This is a genomic window from Nocardia beijingensis NBRC 16342 (assembly GCF_001612785.1).
GTDB lineage: Bacteria > Actinomycetota > Actinomycetes > Mycobacteriales > Mycobacteriaceae > Nocardia > Nocardia beijingensis.
In genome coordinates, this window is record NZ_BDBC01000045.1 from 42,454 (window position 1) to 60,283 (window position 17,830).

Annotated in this window: 18 protein-coding genes; 6 read left to right on the plus strand and 12 right to left on the minus strand. The window is 70.8% G+C overall.

Going from position 1 to position 17,830, the window contains the following annotated elements; translation table 11 throughout:
• Positions 1-348: 348 nt before the first annotated feature.
• From lnt to NB3_RS23710, 6 genes are all read right to left on the minus strand, one after another.
• Positions 349-2,031, minus strand: coding sequence for an apolipoprotein N-acyltransferase (gene lnt, locus NB3_RS23685; RefSeq protein WP_067807818.1), 1,683 nt, complete (start codon positions 2,029-2,031; stop codon positions 349-351).
• Positions 2,032-2,925: 894 nt separating this feature from the next.
• Positions 2,926-4,524, minus strand: coding sequence for an amidohydrolase (locus tag NB3_RS23690; RefSeq protein WP_067807580.1), 1,599 nt, complete (start codon positions 4,522-4,524; stop codon positions 2,926-2,928).
• A gap of 40 nt (positions 4,525-4,564) precedes the next feature.
• Positions 4,565-4,819, minus strand: coding sequence for a ribbon-helix-helix protein, CopG family (locus NB3_RS23695; RefSeq protein ID WP_067807582.1), 255 nt, complete (start codon positions 4,817-4,819; stop codon positions 4,565-4,567).
• Between the two features lie 55 nt (positions 4,820-4,874).
• Positions 4,875-5,357 (minus strand): FxsA family protein, encoded by a 483-nt coding sequence (locus NB3_RS23700; RefSeq protein ID WP_067807584.1) that lies wholly within the window; start codon positions 5,355-5,357, stop codon positions 4,875-4,877.
• A 92-nt stretch (positions 5,358-5,449) separates the two neighbouring features.
• Entirely contained in the window at positions 5,450-6,109 is a 660-nt protein-coding gene (locus NB3_RS23705) for a response regulator (RefSeq protein ID WP_067807586.1), read from the minus strand.
• Positions 6,110-6,242: 133 nt separating this feature from the next.
• Entirely contained in the window at positions 6,243-7,415 is a 1,173-nt protein-coding gene (locus NB3_RS23710; protein ID WP_067807588.1) for a sensor histidine kinase, read from the minus strand.
• 97 nt (positions 7,416-7,512) lie between these two features.
• Here NB3_RS23710 and NB3_RS23715 point away from each other — a divergent pair, with 97 nt between their 5' ends.
• A complete protein-coding gene (locus tag NB3_RS23715) occupies positions 7,513-8,280 on the plus strand; it encodes a TSUP family transporter (RefSeq protein WP_067807591.1) in 768 nt (255 codons plus the stop codon).
• On the opposite strand, the gene NB3_RS23720 is transcribed toward NB3_RS23715, so the two are convergent.
• Complete coding sequence (locus NB3_RS23720) at positions 8,281-8,928, minus strand: TetR/AcrR family transcriptional regulator (protein WP_244892046.1); 648 nt, start codon at positions 8,926-8,928, stop codon at positions 8,281-8,283.
• Positions 8,929-9,093: 165 nt separating this feature from the next.
• Between NB3_RS23720 and NB3_RS23725 the strand changes: the two genes are divergently transcribed.
• Together NB3_RS23725 and NB3_RS23730 are read left to right on the plus strand one after the other, a co-directional pair.
• Positions 9,094-10,623 (plus strand): TldD/PmbA family protein, encoded by a 1,530-nt coding sequence (locus NB3_RS23725; RefSeq protein ID WP_067807594.1) that lies wholly within the window; start codon positions 9,094-9,096, stop codon positions 10,621-10,623.
• 68 nt (positions 10,624-10,691) lie between these two features.
• Complete coding sequence (locus NB3_RS23730) at positions 10,692-12,008, plus strand: metallopeptidase TldD-related protein (RefSeq protein WP_067807823.1); 1,317 nt, start codon at positions 10,692-10,694, stop codon at positions 12,006-12,008.
• A 12-nt stretch (positions 12,009-12,020) separates the two neighbouring features.
• Here the strand turns inward: NB3_RS23730 and NB3_RS23735 are convergent, their stop codons facing one another.
• Positions 12,021-12,404 carry a PPOX class F420-dependent oxidoreductase gene (locus tag NB3_RS23735; protein WP_067807596.1) on the minus strand — a complete coding sequence of 128 codons (384 nt, stop codon included), beginning with the start codon at positions 12,402-12,404 and terminating at the stop codon, positions 12,021-12,023.
• A 71-nt stretch (positions 12,405-12,475) separates the two neighbouring features.
• Complete coding sequence (locus NB3_RS23740; RefSeq protein WP_067807599.1) at positions 12,476-13,024, minus strand: PadR family transcriptional regulator; 549 nt, start codon at positions 13,022-13,024, stop codon at positions 12,476-12,478.
• Between the two features lie 114 nt (positions 13,025-13,138).
• On the opposite strand from NB3_RS23740, the gene NB3_RS23745 reads away from it, so the two are divergent.
• On the plus strand, positions 13,139-13,855 hold the full coding sequence (locus NB3_RS23745; protein ID WP_067807602.1) for a DUF8817 family protein: 717 nt from the start codon (positions 13,139-13,141) through the stop codon (positions 13,853-13,855).
• Positions 13,856-13,864: 9 nt separating this feature from the next.
• Here NB3_RS23745 and map read toward each other — a convergent pair whose 3' ends face one another.
• On the minus strand, positions 13,865-14,629 hold the full coding sequence (gene map / locus NB3_RS23750; RefSeq protein ID WP_067807606.1) for a type I methionyl aminopeptidase: 765 nt from the start codon (positions 14,627-14,629) through the stop codon (positions 13,865-13,867).
• Positions 14,630-14,732: 103 nt separating this feature from the next.
• Here map and NB3_RS23755 point away from each other — a divergent pair, with 103 nt between their 5' ends.
• Entirely contained in the window at positions 14,733-14,996 is a 264-nt protein-coding gene (locus tag NB3_RS23755) for a helix-turn-helix transcriptional regulator (RefSeq protein WP_067807610.1), read from the plus strand.
• Here NB3_RS23755 and NB3_RS23760 read toward each other — a convergent pair.
• Positions 14,993-15,388: a PPOX class F420-dependent oxidoreductase gene (locus NB3_RS23760; protein WP_067807614.1), complete on the minus strand. Its 396-nt coding sequence runs from the start codon at positions 15,386-15,388 to the stop codon at positions 14,993-14,995. The two genes, NB3_RS23755 and NB3_RS23760, sit on opposite strands and share 4 nt — an antisense overlap.
• Positions 15,389-15,549: 161 nt before the next feature.
• On the minus strand, positions 15,550-16,536 hold the full coding sequence (locus tag NB3_RS23765) for a YeiH family protein (RefSeq protein WP_067807617.1): 987 nt from the start codon (positions 16,534-16,536) through the stop codon (positions 15,550-15,552).
• A 117-nt stretch (positions 16,537-16,653) separates the two neighbouring features.
• On the opposite strand from NB3_RS23765, the gene NB3_RS23770 reads away from it, so the two are divergent.
• Complete coding sequence (locus NB3_RS23770; protein WP_067807620.1) at positions 16,654-17,580, plus strand: LysR substrate-binding domain-containing protein; 927 nt, start codon at positions 16,654-16,656, stop codon at positions 17,578-17,580.
• Positions 17,581-17,830 lie beyond the last annotated feature (250 nt).

Here is a 17,830-nt window from a genome sequence, read left to right on the forward strand (position 1 = left end):
GCAACTCCCCGAGCACCGTCCCAGCAAGCGCACGCGCGCCAGCCGCAGGACGTGATCCACGCCCTATGATTCGGAGCGTCGCATCAGCCGGATTGCCGACGTTTTGGATTTGTTTCACATCCAACGTCCTTGGCAGAAGGCCACTTTGGTTGGTTACATTTCCGCAAACATTGCGACTCAACTAGGTCGAACCGAAGCAAAACGGGTCCTGACCAGACTGTTCGATGGTACTCCGCAGATCGCGTCCGCTGTCTGGCGAACAGCACGCAACTTGATTACGCACCTTCGCTTTCGGGGCGATGGGGGCAAGAACATACCGCGTGTTAGGTAAAGCTGGTTCGGCAGGAGCTACCGGTCGCCGACGGCTGCACGGCCAGGGGACACACCCGCGCGCGCGGATCGGCGCGCGCGGACCGCGGCCAGCGCGGCAGCAGCCGTCAGGATAACGAAAATCCGCTCCGGCGCAGGGCCGATTCGCGTCGCGAGAGTGGCGTCGTCGCGCAACGGCAGCTCCGCGACCAGAGCGGCGGGCACGAACAACGCCGATTCCTGCCGCACGCTGCCATCGGCGGCGATGATGGCGCTCACACCGGAGGTGGCCGCGACGACCAGCGCTCTGCCGTGCTCGACGGCACGGATGCGGGACATGGCCAACTGCTGATACGTCATCTCGCTGTCGCCGAAGGTCGCGTTGTTCGTCGGCACGGTCAGCAGTTGCGCGCCCGCGCGCATTGCATCCTCGAACGATCGGTCGAAGGCCACCTCATAGCACGTCGCGACGCCGATGTCGATACCCGCCGCGTGCACAACTCCGTCACCATTTCCCGGAACGAAATACCCGGCGCGATCGGCGTATTCGGAGAAGAGCCGGAAGAAACTCCGCATCGGCAGATACTCACCGAAGGGCTGGATGATCTTCTTGTCGTGCCGTTCGCCCGGACCCGCGGCGCCGTTCCACACCATCACCGAATTGGTCGTGGTGCGATCCGGGTTGATCAGCACCGCGCCGACCAGGATGGGTGCGCCGATCCGCTCGGAAGCGGCGGTGATCACGGCTGCGGCGTCGGCGTTGCGCAGCGGATCGATGTCGGAGGAGTTCTCCGGCCAGATCACCACATCCGGACGCGGCGCGCGGCCCGCCGCCACCTCGTCGGCCAGTTCGTCGGTGCGCCGGACGTGGTTGTCCAGCACGGCCCGCCGCTGCTCGTTGAAGTCCAGCCCGAGGCGCGGAACGCTGCCCTGGATCGCCGCGACCGTGACCGTCCGGTCCCCCGCGTCCGGATCGGGCAGTGCGGATCGGAGCAGCAGACCGCTGAGCGGCATGACCAGGACGGTGAAAGCGACCGCGGCGTATCCCAGTCGGGTCGCCGGGGCGGGCCGGCCGACGGCGGCCGGTCCGGGCACGTCATGGTCGGAGACAGTGGTTTCGCGCTCGTCGCCCGCGGCGCGCACCGACCACAGCGAGGACGCCACCGCGGCGATGCCGGTTCCCGTGAGCGCGACCGCGAACCCGACCAGCGGTGCGCCGCCGACCGCGGCCAGCGACAGGAACCATCCGTCGGCTTGGCCGAAGGCCAAACGGCCCCAGGGGAAACCACCGAACGGGAAGTTCGATCTGCCCCACTCGGCCGCGCTCCAAGCCAGCGCCACCCACAGCGGCCAACCGGGCAGCGCTCCGACGAGCCGGGCGAGCAGACCGAAGAGGCCGAGGTAGACCGCACAGGCGGTGGACAGCGCCAGCCACGGCAGCGGCCCGACGTAGATGCCGGTCCACGGCAGCAGCGGGACGAAAAACGCCAGCCCGGCCAGCAATCCGTATCCGAAGCCCGCGCGCAGGCGGCCCTCGCCGCGAACGGCGAGGGTCAGCACCGCCACGCCCAAAGGCGCGAGGAACCACCACGGCCGCGGCGGGAAGCTGCCGAACAGCAACAGGCCCGAGGCGACCGCCGCCGCCGATCGCGTCGCCACCGGGTAACGGCGTACCACCGCGGGCACCTGCCGCACCGACCCGAGCACCTGTTCCCGCACCATCACTCGGCCACTGTCCGCCATCGCACCGGCCACCGCCAATCGGCCGTCGGCCACGCGATCGCCGATCGGCCCGCCGCCGGAAGACGTGGCACAACGAAGTCCGGCCACGTCGCAGCCGTGATATTTGTCACACGAAATATGAAGTCCGCCATGCACCGACTGAGCACACGAAACGCGTCGCGCCAGCCGACCCGCATCGACCCTGCGGCGAATCCGCACCGCACGGCCGACCGGACGGAGACGCGGCATGCGAAACCGCGGACCGCCGAGTTACCGGGTGTCCATTCGTTCATCGCCGGACGCCGCCGGATCGTTAACCGCCGGACGCCGGATATCGTTTTTCCGGGCGCGCCGCGTCGAACGAACCGATTCCTTCCAGCCGTTTCACGCGAATCGGCGATCCGCGAACCCGCCGCCCGAGCAATGTGCCAGGTCGGGCGCTGCCGCGGATTCTCGCCAAGTCCGGGGTTGCCGGGAATCCGTCCGGCAAACGGAGAAGCACGAAACCTGGCACGCAGTGCCACGCCGCACGACCATCGACAGGCGGAAGACGCTCCATTCCGTATGTCGTTCGCCTCGCGCGAAAATGTGAGAAATCCCGGCAAATAGCGCGCATCCGGCACGCGGCCTGTCGCGTGCCCAGGTCGCCCACCCGACGCGCACCACCCGCCCAACGTCGATTCAGATCCGCATTGTTCTCGGTGCCGCTCACGCGAGAGAAACCCGGTTATCAACCGCTCCGCGGGCACCGCACCGCGGACCCGGCCGTTGCGAGAGTGATATCCGGCCACGGCAGCCCCCGCGGTGGACCTCCAGCTGTCCCGGTGCCGACGCGCGACCCGCCGAGCCGCCGCGGGGCGCGCGGCAGCCGCAGCGGACTCCGTCATCGCCCGCTCATTTCGCATAGATGGTCACTCCCCGGTGCACGGTGCGCAGGCAGGTGGGTAGTGGTGCGCCCGATTCCAGCGCGGGCAATCCGGGGACGCGTGACCGGGGGTCGGTCGACCAGCGCTGCACCGAGTCGGCGGCCGCGGCGACCACGAGCTCGCCCGCATCCCAGACCGCGTAGGAAGCCGGCGCCCCTGGCACCAGGGTGCCCGCCACACCGTCGCGAACTCCGCCCGCCCGCCAGGCGCCGCGCGTGGCGGCGGCGAAGGCGGCTCGCGGCGACAGGCCGTGGCCGGGGGTGCGGTGCTCGGCGGCGGCACGCACCGCCGCCCACGGATCGAGGGCGGTGACCGGGGCGTCGGAACCGATCGCCAGCGCCACGCCCGCGGAGGCCATGGCGGCGAACGGATTCAGCGCCGCAGCGCGCTCGGCGCCGAGCCGCGCCGCGTACATGCCGTCGGGTCCGCCCCACGCCGCGTCGAAGCCCGGCTGCACGCTGGCGATCACACCCCAGCGAGCCAAGCGGGCGATGTGCTCGCCGTCGACGAGTTCGGCGTGTTCGACCCGATGCCCGAGCGCCGCGACGGCGGGGCCGCCGAGTTCGGCGACCACCCGTTCGATCCCGGCCACCACGGCGTCCATCGCGGCGTCGCCGATCACATGGAAACCGGCCTGGATGCCCGCGACGGTGCAGGCGCGAACGTGATCCGCGATCGCGTCGGCATCGAGATAGCTTCGGCCGCAGCCGGTTGCGTCGGCGTAGGGCGCGCGCAGCCAGGCGGTGCGCGATCCGAAGGAGCCGTCGACGAACAGGTCGCCGCCGAGGGCGTGCACGCCGAGTTCGTCGATCAGGGCGCGGGCCTGCTCGGCGCTGCGCACGGCCTCACCCCAGTAGGCCCGCACCTGGACGCCGTGCTCGAATTCGAGCAGTTCGCGGACGTCGGCGCGGCCCGCGATCTCGGGGCCTGCGCATTCGTGGACCGCGACGACACCACGCGCGGCGGCGTGGTCCAGCGCCGCGGCGCGCGCTCGATCCCGTTGCGCGCGGGACAGTGCCGCGAGCGCGGCGGCGCGCACCATGTGATGGGCGGCGGCGCGCACGGGCTCGCCGCGGGTGAAGCCATCGGTCGCCGCCAGCTCGGGCAACGCGTCCAGCAGCGCCGAGGACGCCACCGCGGAGTGGGCGTCCACGCGCGAGAGGTAGACGTGCCTGCCCGCCCCGGCCGCCGCGTCGATCTCCTCGACGGTGGGCGGCCGTCCCTCCGGCCATGCGGTCTCGTCCCAGCCGTCGCCGAGTACCGCGCCGTCGGAGTGCGCCGCGGCGAACTCGCGCAGTAGCCGCAGGCAGTGCTCGAGCGACCGGGCGGCCGACAGGTCGAGCCCGGTCAGCTTCAAGCCCAGCGCGGTGACGTGCACGTGCGGATCGACGAACGCAGGCGCGACGAAGGCGCCGTCGAGATCGACGATCTCGGCGTCCGGATGCAGCGCCCGGCCCGGTTGCTCGGCGCCCAGCCACACGACGGTCCCGTCGCTCACCGCCATCGCCGTGGCGTCGGGTGAACTGGCACTGTAGAAACGGCCGCCGATCAGCAACTGGGTACTCACGAGGCACCAGTCTGCCCCATGCCCGATTCGGCGGTTCCGGTCAGCCGTTCAGTACGGGATGGTGAGCCAGGTCTTCCGGCTGCGCCAGCACGGCCATCACCTCCGCGTATTCCGGCGGCGCACCACCGGTCGCCCCGGCCGGGGCGGGCAGGCAACCCGCTTCGACGGCGATCAGCTCCAGCCGCAGCGCCGCGGCCGTGAATCCGGAAATCGACTGTCCCGCAGCCGCCGCCGCTCGTTTCACCGCGGCGGCCAGCTCTTCGCTCACCGTCACGGTGAGTTGCTCGGTGGCCATCGCGTCACGATAGCCCTTCGCGGCGTCGCGCGGAACCGGGTACGGCGGGTTCGGTTCAGGCCGAGGTGATCGAGCGGCGCGCGTTGCCCTGGCCGTCGTCGTACCACTGCTCCACGACGACACCGTCGACCACGTGGCCACCGTCGACGACCACCCCGCGGTAAGGCGCGGCCGCCACCAGCCTGCGGAAGCGCCGCGCGGCGAAGGCCGCGAGCACCGGACGCGCCAGCAACCGCGTGGGCGGCAGCAGCAGGAGCAGACCGAACAGCGAGGTGACCAGGCCGGGCACGAACATCAGCACACCGCCCGCCGCGACCATGGCGCCGTCCGCCACGGCGGTCCCCGGCGCGACTTCCCCGCGCGCGGCCCGGCGGAACTGCTCGAACACCCGCCGCCCTTGCGCACCGACCAGCAGCATGCCCGCGCCCGATCCGGCGATCAGCAGCAGAACGGCAGGCAGTGCGCCGATCAGCTGGCCGACCGCGACCAGCGCGGTGACTTCCACGACGAGGTACAGCACGAAGAACAAGGCGGGCATGGCGATCCTTTCGGACGATCTACCCGGTCAACGTCCCGCGCCCGGATTTTTCTCCCGGCCGCGCTGACAGGTCGCTGTGAGCGCTGTCGCCGTCAGCCGCCGGGCCGCACCAGCCCGGTCTCGTACGCCAGCACCACCGCCTGAACCCGGTCGCGCAGGCCGAGTTTGGTGAGCACCCGGCCCACGTGCGTCTTGACCGTGGCCTCCGAGAGGTACAGCTGCTCGGCGATCTCCGCGTTGGAGCGCCCGGCGGCGATCTGCTCGAGCACTTCACGCTCACGGGCGGTGAGCACGTCGAGCACGCCGGGATCGCGGGTGCGCGCCGGGTCCTCCGCGATGAGCCGGTCGAGCAGGCGTTTGGTGACCTTCGGGGAGACCACCGCGTCACCGGCGGCGACGCTGCGGATGGCCGAGACGAGGTCCTCCGGCGGGGTGTCCTTCAACAGGAATCCGCTCGCCCCCGCCCGCAGCGCGCCGAGCGCGTGCTCGTCGAGGTCGAAGGTCGTCATGACGAGAACCCGGCTGCCGTGGCCTGCCTCCACGATGCGGGTGGTGGCGACGACCCCGTCCACCACGGGCATGCGCACGTCCATCAGCACCACATCGGGGCGCAGTTCGGCGGCCGTGGTTACCGCGGCGGCGCCGTTGGCCGCCTCGCCGATCACTTCGATGTCGGGGTGCGCGCCGAGCACCATCTTCAATCCCATCCGCATGAGTTCCTGGTCATCGACGACGAGCACGGTGATCGGCACGTTCCCCAATGTAACGTGGCCGCTTCGACGCGCCGGGCGGCGTGGGCGGCCCCGGCCACGTCCATTCGGCGGATTTGATCTCGATATTTCTGTGGCACAATACATTTCGTGCCACGCCTGACCGACGACCGGCTCAGTCCCCTGGTTCGGATCGCAGCGGGATGCTGGCGTGCACCCGCCAGGCTCCGTCCGCGTCGCGGCCCGCGTCCAGGCTGCCGCCGAGCACGGCGACGCGTTCGCGCATCCCGACCAGGCCGAGTCCGCTGCCCTGGATGCGCGCGCCGGGCTCGGGCAGTGGGGCGCCGCCGGTGTCGGTGACGTCGATCAGCACATCGGCATCGGTGCGGCGCACCCGCACCCACGCCTTCGGGTGCGGCCCGGCATGCCGCAGCGTGTTGGTCAGCGACTCCTGCACGATGCGATGCACGCCGAGACTGACCTCCGGCGCGATGTCGTCGAGTTCGCCGGTCAATTCCAGCTCGACGGCCAGACCGGTGCCGCGCATCATCTCCACGACCCTGGCGATACCGGCCGTGCCGTGCTGGGGCAGCTGGTCGGGCGCGTGCTCGGTCCGCAGCAGGGCCACGGTTCGGCGCAGTTCGCGCAAAGCCTCCCGGCCGGTGCTCGCGATGGTGGTGAGCGCCTGCTCGGCCGCGTCCGGGTCGCGGCGCAGCGCGTACTTCGCCCCGTCGGCCTGCACGATGATCACGCTCACCGCGTGCGCCACCACATCGTGCAGTTCCCGCGCGATGCGGGTGCGCTCGGCCGCGACGGCGTCGTGCGCGCGACGCTCCCTGTCGTAGTCGGCGACCGCGAGCCGGGCCGCCACTTCGGCGTCGTAGGCGTGCCGCGCGCCGATGAACTCCGCGAGCGTCCAGCACAAGGCGTAGAACATGGCGGTGAACACGCTGTCGGACCCGGCGGGCTTCCCGATCGCGACGATCGAGAGCACCAGGTCCACCACCAGGCCGAGCGCGTACCACAGGCCGTCCCGCCTGCCGACGTAGGCGACCAGGGTGTAGAGCATGATGCCGTGCGCCAGCTGCCCGATGTGGTCGGCGTCGTCCTGGAACAGGAAGGCCACCAGCGTCTGCGTCAGCGACAACGCCAAGGTGGTCGCGGCCATGGCCCTGGGGTACACCCGCCGCAGGGCCAGCGGCAGCGGCAGCAGCACACCGACGGCCAGATAGGCGAGCTTGTTGTGCGCGTTGCCGACACCGATGATCTCGAGCAGCACGAAGATCGCCGCCAGCACCGAATCGGCCACGACGGGCTTGCCTCGGAGCCACAGACTGAAACGACGCACGGGGATCAGGGTAGGTGCGCCCCGGTGGGCCGACGGTTCTCCCCCGTGGACACCCGGGCGGGCGAGCTCCGGACCGGGGATCTGGTTGTCTGGCCGGGTGCAGATCGGAGACTGGGCGGTTTTGTTGACGGCGGCGACGGCCGCGGGCTGGGTGGACGCGGTGGTGGGCGGCGGCGGGCTGATCGTGCTGCCGACCCTGTTCGTGGTCGCTCCCGGGATCGCGCCGCAGACCGCGCTCGGCACCAACAAGCTCGCCGCGGTCGCCGGGACGAGCGCCTCGGTGCTCACCTTCGCCCGCAAGGTGCCGATGCGCTGGCGGCTCCTGCTGCCCGCGGCCGGGATCGCCGCGGTGGCCGCGGCGCTCGGCGCGGCCGCGGTCTCGCTGATCGACCGCGAACTGTTCATTCCGATCGTCATGGTGGTGCTGGTCGGCGTCGCGGTGTTCGTCACGCTGCGTCCCTCGATCGGGGTCACCCTGGCCACGCGGCCACCGAGCCGACGGAAGGTCGTGCTCACGGTGGCGCTGGCGGCGGGGTTGATCGGCTGCTACGACGGCCTGCTCGGGCCCGGCACCGGAACGTTCCTGATCATTACCTTCGCGACCCTGCTCGGCACCGAGTTCGTCCGGGCCGCCGCCATGGCCAAGGTGATCAACTGCGGTTCCAACCTCGGCGCTCTGGTCTTCTTCGGCGCGACCGGGCACATCCTCTTCGCGCTCGGCGCCGGGATGGCCGTCGCGAATGTCGTCGGCGCCGTGGTCGGCGCGCGCATGGCGCTGCGCAAGGGCGCCGAGTTCGTCCGCGTCGTGCTGCTGGTGGTGGTGATCGGGATGGTGCTCCGGTTGGGCTGGCAGCAGTTCGGCTGATCAGCCCACCGGTTGCGCGTGATGGGTGGACAGCCACGGTTGCAGCACCCGCGAGGCGGTCTCGTGGATCTCGCGCTGCAAGCGCTCGCCGTCCTCCGCACCCGCCACCGGCCGCTGGAACAGGACCGTCAGCGCGCCGGACACGGCGCCGACGACCGCGCCGACCAGCGCGGCGGCGCCGACCTCGTCGAGTTCGGCGGGGAACGCCTTGTGCAACTGCCTGGCGATCTCGCGCTGGGTGACCAGTTGCGCGTGCGCGGCGCGACCGCTCACCGCGGGCACGGTCCGCGATACCTGGGCGCGCAGCGCGCCGATCCTGGCGTGGAGATCGTCGACGAGATGCTCGCCGGGATTGTCACCGGCGGCGCGCAAGGCGCGCAGCATGACCTCCACCGGCCGTTCGCCAGGACGCCTGCTGGCGATCGCCGCCACCGCGGCGCGCACCCGCTCGTCGGATTCCGGGAAGAGCAGCTCCTCCTTGCTGGCGAAGTAGTTGAAGAACGTGCGCGTGCCGACGTCCGCCGCCGCGGCGATGTCGGCCACCGTGGTCTCCTCGTAGCCGTTCGTCTCGAACAGCTCGGCTGCGGCTTCCAGGATGGCTCGGCGGGTACGTTCGCGTTTACGGTCACGGAGGGCGGATGGCGGCACGCGGGCACAGTACGGCATCCGGCGAGCAACACGCGGTAAGCACGAGTGTCGCGCGCGCCGTTCACACCGTGCCATCAGGCAGCCCGTGCAAATCCGCATGCGATGCGCCTGCGCACGGCGTGTGCTCACCGCGCACGGGCGGCGGGACCGACTAGGTTGGTGCGGGTGAGCATCGCGACTTCCAGAGACGTGGACGCCGAGTTCCTCGACCTGCCGCTGGCCGCGCTCGCCGACGCCGCCTTGGCCGCGGCGACGGCAGCCGGCGCCGAGCACGCCGACCTGCGGGTGCATCGCCTGGTGACGCAATCGATCCGGTTGCGCGACGGGCGGGTCGAGGCCGTCACCGACAGCACCGAACTCGGTTTCGCCGTCCGGGTGATCGTGGACGGCACCTGGGGTTTCGCATCGCATGCCGCGCTCACTCCCGCTACCGCCGCCGAAGTGGCGCGCACCGCCGTCACCGTCGCGACCACGCTGCGGGCACTCAATCGCGAACGCGTCGAATTGGCCGACGAGCCGCGTTACGCCGACGCGCGCTGGGTGTCGGCCTACGACATCGACCCGTTCGCCGTGCCGACCGGCGAGAAAGTCGCGCTGCTGCAGGACTACTCGGAGCGCCTGTCGCACGCCGACGGGGTGGATCACGTCACCGCGAGCGTGTTGCAGGTCAAGGAGCAGACCTTCTACGCCGACACCGCGGGGTCCTCGATCACGCAGCAACGGGTGCGGCTGCACCCGAGCCTCGAGGCGATCACGGTGGACGCTTCGGCCGGGGTGTTCGAGACCATGCGCACGCTGGCCGCACCGGTCGGCCGCGGATGGGAGTACGTCACCGGGGCCGACGGGGTGTGGGACTGGGACGGCGAACTCGCGCGGATCCCGGAGTGGCTGGCCGAGAAGGTGAAAGCGCCCAGCGTGCAGGCGGGGCCGACCGACCTCGTCATCGATCCGACCAACCTGTGGCTGACCATCCACGAATCCATCGGCCACGCCACGGAGTACGACCGCGCCATCGGCTACGAATCCGCCTACGCGGGAACCTCTTTCGCCACCCCGGATCAGCTCGGGTCGCTGCGCTACGGCACGCCGATCATGCACGTGACCGGCGACCGCACCCAGGCGCACGGGCTCGCCACGGTCGGCTACGACGACGAGGGCGTGGCCGGGCAGCGCTGGGACCTGGTCCGCGACGGCGTCCTGGTCGGCTATCAACTGGACCGGGTGTTCGCGCCGCGCCTCGGCCTGGAGCGGTCCAACGGCTGCTCGTACGCCGACTCGGCGCATCACGTGCCGATCCAGCGGATGGCGAATGTGTCGCTGCAACCGGACCCCGACCGCGACACCAGCACCGAGGAACTCATCTCCCGCGTGGACGACGGTCTCTACATCGTCGGCGACCGGTCGTGGTCGATCGACATGCAGCGCTACAACTTCCAGTTCACCGGCCAGCGATTCTTCCGCATCCGCGGCGGCAAGCTCGACGGCCAAGTGCGCGACGTCGCCTATCAGGCCACCACCACGGATTTCTGGGGCGCGATGGAAGCGGTCGGCGGCCCGTCCACCTGGCAGCTCGGCGGCGCGTTCAACTGCGGGAAAGCGCAGCCGGGCCAAGTCGCCGCGGTCAGCCACGGCTGCCCGTCGATCCTGGTGCGCGGCGTCAACATCCTCAACACCCGGACGGAGGCAGGCCAGTGAGCGACGATCTGTTCCCCGCAGGCGTGACCGTGGAGCGCGCACTGGCCCTCTCCCGCGCCGACGAGGCGATGGTGATCGTCCGCGACGAGCACGAGGCGTCGCTGCGCTGGGCGGGCAACTCCATGACCACCAACGGGTCGTCGGTGTCCCGCAAATGGGCGGTGATCTCGGTGTTCCGCGACGGCCCCACCCTGGCCCGCGTCGGCACCATCGCCTCGACCAGCGTCGACCCCGACGACATCGAGGCCGTCGTGCGCGCCAGCGAGGAGGCCGCGCGCGGCGCCGAACCCGCGCGGGACGCGATGCCGCTGCTGGAGCCCGACGCCGTCGACGACGACTGGAGCGCCCCAGCGGACGGCACCGGCATCGAGGTGTTCACCGATCTGGCCGAGGGCTTATCCGCCGGATTCGACAGCGCCGACCGCCTCTACGGCTTCGCCCACCATCAGATGCACACCACCTGGCTCGGCACGTCCACCGGCATCCGGCGCCGCTTCGTGCAACCCACCGGTTCGGTGGAGATCAACGGCAAACGCGGTGAGGGCGCGGACCTGGCCAGCGCGTGGGTCGGGGTGGGTACCGCGGACTTCACCGACGTCGACGTCTCCGGCCTGCTCGCGGACCTGTCGCGCCGCCTCGACTGGGCCAAACGGAAGATCGAGCTGCCCGCGGGCCGTTACGAGACGCTGCTGCCGCCCTCCGCCGTGGCCGATCTTATGATCTACCTGGCCTGGTCGATGGAGGGCAGGGGCGCGCACGAAGGTCATACCGCGTTCGCCCGTGGTGGCGGGACCCGGGTCGGCGAGCGCCTGAGCGAGATCCCCCTCACGCTCTACTCGGATCCGCACGCGCCAGGGCTGGAATACCAGCCCTTCGTCGCGACGACCGCGTCGTCGGAATCGATGTCGGTGTTCGACAACGGCCTGACCGCCGAACGCGTCGACTGGCTGCGCGACGGCGTGATCTCCGCGCTGATCTACCCGCGGGCCACCGCCGCCGAGTTCGGCGCGCCCGCCACGGTTCCCGGCGACAACCTGCTGCTCACCGGCGGTTCGCAGGCCACCATCGACGACATGATCGCGCGTACCGAGCGCGGCTTGCTGTTGACCACCCTGTGGTACATCCGTGAGGTCGATCCGGCGACGCTGCTGCTCACCGGCCTCACCAGGGACGGGGTGTATCTCGTGGAGAACGGCGAGGTCACCGCCGCGGTGAACAACTTCCGCTTCAACGAGAGCCCGTTGGATCTGCTCCGGCGGGTGAGCGAGGCGGGCGCGACCGAGCTCACGCTGCCGCGGGAATGGAAGGACTGGTTCACCCGGACCGCCATGCCGCCCTTGCGGATTCCGGACTTCCACATGTCCTCGGTCAGCCAGGCGACCTGAGCGCGGCCCGGCTCAGGCGGCGGGGCTGATCTCGATGCCGATGGTCCCCGCCTTGCCGCGCCGCAGGTTGCTGCCGAGGATGACCAGGGGACCGGTGAGCCAGTACTTGCGCCGCAGCAGCTTGCGCACCCGCTCGGTGCCCTCGGCATCGAGGATGCGCCCGGTTCCCTCGATCACCGCACCGTGCGGCTTGCCGGTCGCGCTGCACGGTTGCACGGTGACCGCCGGATTGCGGCGCAGACGCTTGACCTTCCAGCTGTCGGTCACGGTCCAGACATACAGTTTGCCGTTCTCGGACACCGCCCACACGGCGGTGCCGACGGGCGTCCCGTCCTTGCGGAAGGTGGTCAGCAGCACGTAGTCGGCCCCGGCGACGGCGTCCAGCGAATTCGTCATGCGGGCAGCGTATCCCGCATCACGGCGCGGTGAGCGACGCGGGAAAGGCGGCCGCTTCGTTCGCCGGATGTTCACTCCGGCATCCGGTACTCCCCCGCTTCCAGACGGGCCAGCACTCCGTCGGTCCAATTCGACAGGTTCTCGAACACCCCGCTCCACAGCTCCAGCAGGTCGGTCGCGTGCGGCGCTTCGTAGCGCCCTGGGTAGTCCGGGATCATGGCCAGCAGGTCGGCGCGCACCTCCGCGCTGCGGCGGCGCTGTTCGCGCAACTTCGCGATGACGTGGGCCCGCGGCAGCGCGTCCATGAAGGCGATGGCAGCGCCCAGCTCCTCCATGTCGATGCTGACCAGCGCCTCGTCCATGAGCAGGCGGAACTCGGCCTCGCCCGCCTCGGTCAGCTCGAACAGCGTGCGCCCCGGGCCCTGGTCGCTGGTCTGGGTGGCGAACGCGCTCAACTTGCCTTCGCGCGTGAGCTGCTTGAGGGCGTGATAGATCGAGCCGGGCTTGACGTTCGTCCACGTTTCGGCTCGCCAGGACAACAGTTCCTGGCGCACCGCGTAGCCGTGCACCGGCTGACGCAGGCGCATCACCCCCAGCACGAGCAGGCGAACCACCGACATCGCGCACTCCTCTCACTCCGCGATCGCATAGTAGTCAAGTTTGACTTCCCGCGCTGACCAGCCCTAGTTTGTAGCTAATCAAATTTGACTACCACGGGCGATCGGGAGCTTTTCATGGCCGACACGGCGGTGCCGCAACTCTGGACCGGTGACCTGACCGGCACGCTGGACTTCTACCGGACACTGGGCTACACGGTGACCCACGAGCAGACCCGCCCCTACGTCTACGGCGCGGTGGAAGACCACGGCTGCGCCCTGCACTTCGTGCCGGCGCCGAAGGACGCGGACGTCCCGGCCGAACGCGCGGGCTGCATCGTGATGGTCGACGACGTCGCGAGCAGGCATCAGGCCTTCACCGCGGCGCTGCGCAGCCGCTACGGCAAGGTGCCCGCCAAGGGACTGCCGCGGATCACCCGGTTCCGGGAGGGGCAGTCCCGGTTCACCGTCACCGATCCGGCGGGCAACCAGGTGATCTACATCCAGCGCGACGAACCCCCCGAGGTTGACTACGGCGGATCGAAGGACTTGAACGGGCTGGCCAGAGTGCTGGACAACGCCCGCATCCTGCGCGATTTCAAGAACGACGACAAGGCCGCGTTCCACGTGCTCGAGGTCGGCCTCGGCCGGTTCCGCGCCGAGGCGCCCCGGCTCGACGTGGCGCGCGCCCTGGCGGCACTCGCGGAACTGTCCGTCGCGACCGGCGACCCGGACGGCGCCGGCCGATTCCGGACGCGGTTGCGCGACATGGAATTGTCGGCCGACGAGCGCGCGTCCATCGCCGACGAATTGCGCGCCTCCGACGACCTGTCGACCTGGCTGTCGGAGGCATAACGCGGCGAGTCAGGCCGCCGTCAGCACCCGCGGGCCGTCCGGCGTGATCGCGACGGTGTGCTCGGAGTGCGCGGTGCGGGAGCCGTCCGCCGAACGGATGGTCCAGCCGTCGGGATCGGTGACGATGCGGTCGGTCGTGCGCGCGAACCACGGTTCGATCGCGATGGTGAGCCCGGGGCGCAACCGGTAGCCGCGCCCCGGGCGGCCGTCGTTGGGCACGTGCGGGTCCTCGTGCATGGTGCGGCCGAGGCCGTGACCGCCGAATTCGGTGTTCACCGGATAGCCATACGCACGCGCCACCTCGGCGATGGCGGCGGAGATGTCGCCGATGTGGTTGCCGGGCAACGCCACCGCGATCGCCGCGGTCAGCGCCTCCTCGGTGGCCCGCACCAGCCGCACGTCCTCCGCCGCAGCCGAGCCGACCACGACCGTGGTCGCCGCGTCCGCGACCCAGCCCTCGATGCCCACCGCGAGATCCATGCTCAGCACGTCGCCGTCGCACAGCGCGTAGTCGAACGGAAGCCCGTGCAACACAGCGTCGTTCACCGACAGGCAGACGGTGTTGCGAAACGGTCCGCGCCCGAACGAGGGCGCGTAGTCCCAGTAGCAGGACTGGGCGCCGCGCTCGCTGATGCGCTCGCGGACGTGGGCTTCCAGGTCGAGCAGGTTCACCCCCACCCGCGCCCGCTCGCGCAACTCGGCGAGCACGTCGGCGACGAAGCGCCCCGCCACTCGCATCCGCTCGATCTCCGCGGGGCTTTTCAACTCGACCATCGTTCCTCCAGTACGCCGGTATTTTTATACCACCCTAGCGGCGACGGTATTTTAATACCAATCCGGTCTTGCGACGCCGAACCGCCGTCCGTAGCCTGAGCGCATGGTCCGCCTTCCGTTGACTCCCGCGCAGATCGAAGCGGGCCGCCGCCTCGGCTCCGCCCTGCGCGCGGCCCGCGCGGACCGCGAACTCACCGACGTCGCCCGAGCCGCGGGCATCTCACCGGAGACGCTGCGCAAGATCGAGACCGGCCGATTGCCCTCCCCGGCGTTCGGCACCGTGGTGGCACTGGCGCAGGCACTGGCGCTCCCGCTCGACGATCTCGCGGACATCTGGCGCTCGGCGGCGCTCGCCGAGTCGGCCTAGGCCGGATCGTCCGCCGGCTTCGGAACGATCGCGATCCCGACGGACGCGTCCGCGCCGCGCAGCAGCTTGTGCCCGCGAATGGCGAGCTTGCCGATGACGCCGTACTTGTCCGCGACCACGTCGCGCACGCGCTGCGTGCCCTCCGCGTCGAGAATGCGCGCGCTGCCTGCCAGGACCTCCTGCCCCGTCGGCCGTCCGCGCCCGTCGCAGATCTGCAGCGTGACGTCCGGATTGCGACGGATCCGCTTGACCTTCCAGGTCCCGGGATTGGTCCACACGACGATGCGGTCACCATCGGGAGCCACCCAAACGGGTGCGCCGACCGGCGTCCCGTCCTTCTTGAAAGTCGTCAGCCGCACATATTTGCTCTGACTCATCTCGTTCCACGTCATAGGGCAACGGTAGGCCCGTTCACCAGCGACGACATCCGACCGCGGAACGGTTCGCCAGTACGCCTACGGACGTAGCGCCGAGCCGGGGCCGTGATGCGTCCGCTACGCGGCACAGATGCCGGATTCCTCGGCGCCCGACTCCCCGACCGCGGCTTCCCCGCTCACCGCCAGCCGGTGGCGAATTGCAGGGCCAGGCTGGAGATCGCGAGAACAACGGAGAGGATGCCGCCGAACAACAGGGGTCGGTGTCCTGCGGTGCGCAGGCGCTGCGGGGTGAGGGTGGCGCCGACGGCGGCCAAGGCGGCGGCGATCAGCCAGGCGCTGAGGTGACCGAGGGCCGCAGTCCACGACGACGGGACCACACCGGTGGCGGCGAGGACCGACGCGGCCAGGAACAGCACCACGAACAGCGGGATCGTGCGCCACAGCGGCGTGCCGCCGGAGTCGTCCCTGGCTCCGAGGTGCAGTCCGACGCACAGCGGGATGATCGCCAGGCTGCGCACCAACTTGACGATGACGGCGAACCGCGCGGCGGCGCAGCCGTAGGCCATCCCGGCGGCGAGCACCGACGACGTGTCGTTGATGGCGGTGCCCGCCCACAGACCGAATGCCTCCTCGGACATGCCGAGCAAGTGGCCGAGCGGCGGATAAGCCAGCACCGCCACCACGTTGAAGACGAAGATGGTGCCGAGAGCGTAGGCGACGCGATCGCGATCGGGTTTGATGACCGCGGTGGCTGCGGCGATCGCGGAGGCGCCACAGATGGTGGTGCCCACCGCGACCAGGAGGGCGGACTCCCGGTCCAGGGCCAGCAACCTGCCGACGACCAGCGCGGCCAGCGCGCCGACGAGCAGGGTGCCGATCAGTACGACCATCGTGCCGCGCCCCACGCCGACCACCGCGCCGACGGGCAAACCGAGACCGAGCAGGGCGATGGCGGCGCCGAGCAGTCGCTGCTGAGCCGAGGCCAGCCCTGGAGCGAAGCGCTCGGTGCCGACGCGGCGCGCGACCAAGCCGAACGCCGCGCCACCGGCGAGCGCGAGCACGGGCGCGCCGAGGACGGGCCACACCGTGCCCAGGAAAGTCGCGGCGGTGGCGAGCCCGGCCGCCGCCAGCAGGCCCGGACCGTGCAGGCGAAGATGCGTCATTTCGACAACGATCGCGGCAGCCGATCCGTCCGGGTAGCCGTCGGTATGACAGCACGTCATAAGGCGCGCTGATGGGGTGCGGGATGCCGCGCCGCCCACGACGCCCATAATCTGCCCATGACGCTGCCGCCGGGAACGCCCGATCTGGAGGTGCTCGACCTGCTCGTCTCCGTCGCGGAGCTGGGCAGCCTCGGCGCGGCGGCGCGCAGGCACGGCATCAGCCAGCCCGCCGCGAGCATGCGGATCAGCGCCCTGGAGCGACGGCTCCGGCTGCGGCTGCTGGATCGCGGCCCGACCGGATCGGCGCTCACCGACGCGGGGCGCGCGGTCGTCGGGCATGCGCGACCGGTGCTCGAGGCGGCGCGAGCCTTCGGCGCGGGTGTGGCGGCCCTGCACGCCACTCAGGTGCCGCGGCTGCGGATCGCCGCGTCGAAGACCATCGCCGACCATCGAATGCCTCGATGGCTCAACGCTTTACGTGAGCACTACCCCGAGGTGGGGATCTCCCTCGAAGTCGACAACACCCGGCGAGTGGAGGAACTGGTCCGCGACGCACGGGCGGACATCGGTTTCGTCGAGGGGCCGCATCCGCCGCCGGGCTTGGGCAGCCGGGTGCTCGGCACGGACGAACTCGTCGTCGTGGTGGCGCCGGGCCACCCGTGGACCCGCCGCCGACGACCGGTGATGTTGCGCGAGCTCGCCACCACTCCCCTGCTGTGGCGCGAGCCCGGGTCCGGCACCCGCGACACCGTGTGGGAAATCCTGAGCGCGGAGTGTCAGCCCGCCCGCCCGGCCGCGGAACTGGGCTCGGCGGCGGCCATCGTCGCGTCGGCCCGGGCCGGGGCCGCACCCGCGGTGCTCAGCCGGTTGATCGCGGAAGCCGATCTGGACAGTGGAGCCCTCGTGCAGGTGAAGACCGCGGATTCCGTCGTCCTCACCCGCAAGTTCCGCGCCATCTGGCGTCGTCAAGCGCCCCCGTCCGGGCCGGCGGAACTGCTGGCGCGGTGCGCGGCGGGCGACGGCCGACGCGGTGCGCCCGGCTAGGTGCCCCACCGTTCGTTCCTGCGGTGTATCGGCACTGCCGGTCCGGCGACCTGTATTCGCGCAACACCGGGCTCGTGCCGCCGGATCCGCGGCATCTCGCGGAGGGTCGGCGCGGTCGCTCCGGCAACCGTCCGCCGACCACGCCGCACGTCCGTCCGAGGGCGGCACGACGAGCGGACTCCACCCGTCGCGGGGTTCCGGTGCGGAGCGCAGGCGGGCGTCGGTTACCCGGACGGAGGTGGCGCGGCGT

Excerpts from the sequence above, each read along its gene's own strand:
- map (WP_067807606.1), bottom strand. The coding sequence starts at position 14,629 with ATGGTCGAGTTGAAAAGCCCCGCGGAGATCGAGCGGATGCGAGTGGCG.
- NB3_RS23700 (WP_067807584.1), bottom strand. The coding sequence starts at position 5,357 with ATGCCCGCCTTGTTCTTCGTGCTGTACCTCGTCGTGGAAGTCACCGCG.
- NB3_RS23695 (WP_067807582.1), bottom strand. The coding sequence starts at position 4,819 with ATGGCCACCGAGCAACTCACCGTGACGGTGAGCGAAGAGCTGGCCGCC.
- NB3_RS23730 (WP_067807823.1), top strand. The coding sequence starts at position 10,692 with ATGGTGATCGTCCGCGACGAGCACGAGGCGTCGCTGCGCTGGGCGGGC.
- NB3_RS23770 (WP_067807620.1), top strand. The coding sequence starts at position 16,654 with ATGACGCTGCCGCCGGGAACGCCCGATCTGGAGGTGCTCGACCTGCTC.
- NB3_RS23735 (WP_067807596.1), bottom strand. The coding sequence starts at position 12,404 with ATGACGAATTCGCTGGACGCCGTCGCCGGGGCCGACTACGTGCTGCTG.
- NB3_RS23760 (WP_067807614.1), bottom strand. The coding sequence starts at position 15,388 with ATGACGTGGAACGAGATGAGTCAGAGCAAATATGTGCGGCTGACGACT.
- NB3_RS23765 (WP_067807617.1), bottom strand. The coding sequence starts at position 16,536 with ATGACGCATCTTCGCCTGCACGGTCCGGGCCTGCTGGCGGCGGCCGGG.
- lnt (WP_067807818.1), bottom strand. The coding sequence starts at position 2,031 with ATGGTGCGGGAACAGGTGCTCGGGTCGGTGCGGCAGGTGCCCGCGGTG.
- NB3_RS23745 (WP_067807602.1), top strand. The coding sequence starts at position 13,139 with ATGGCCGACACGGCGGTGCCGCAACTCTGGACCGGTGACCTGACCGGC.
- NB3_RS23755 (WP_067807610.1), top strand. The coding sequence starts at position 14,733 with ATGGTCCGCCTTCCGTTGACTCCCGCGCAGATCGAAGCGGGCCGCCGC.
- NB3_RS23740 (WP_067807599.1), bottom strand. The coding sequence starts at position 13,024 with ATGTCGGTGGTTCGCCTGCTCGTGCTGGGGGTGATGCGCCTGCGTCAG.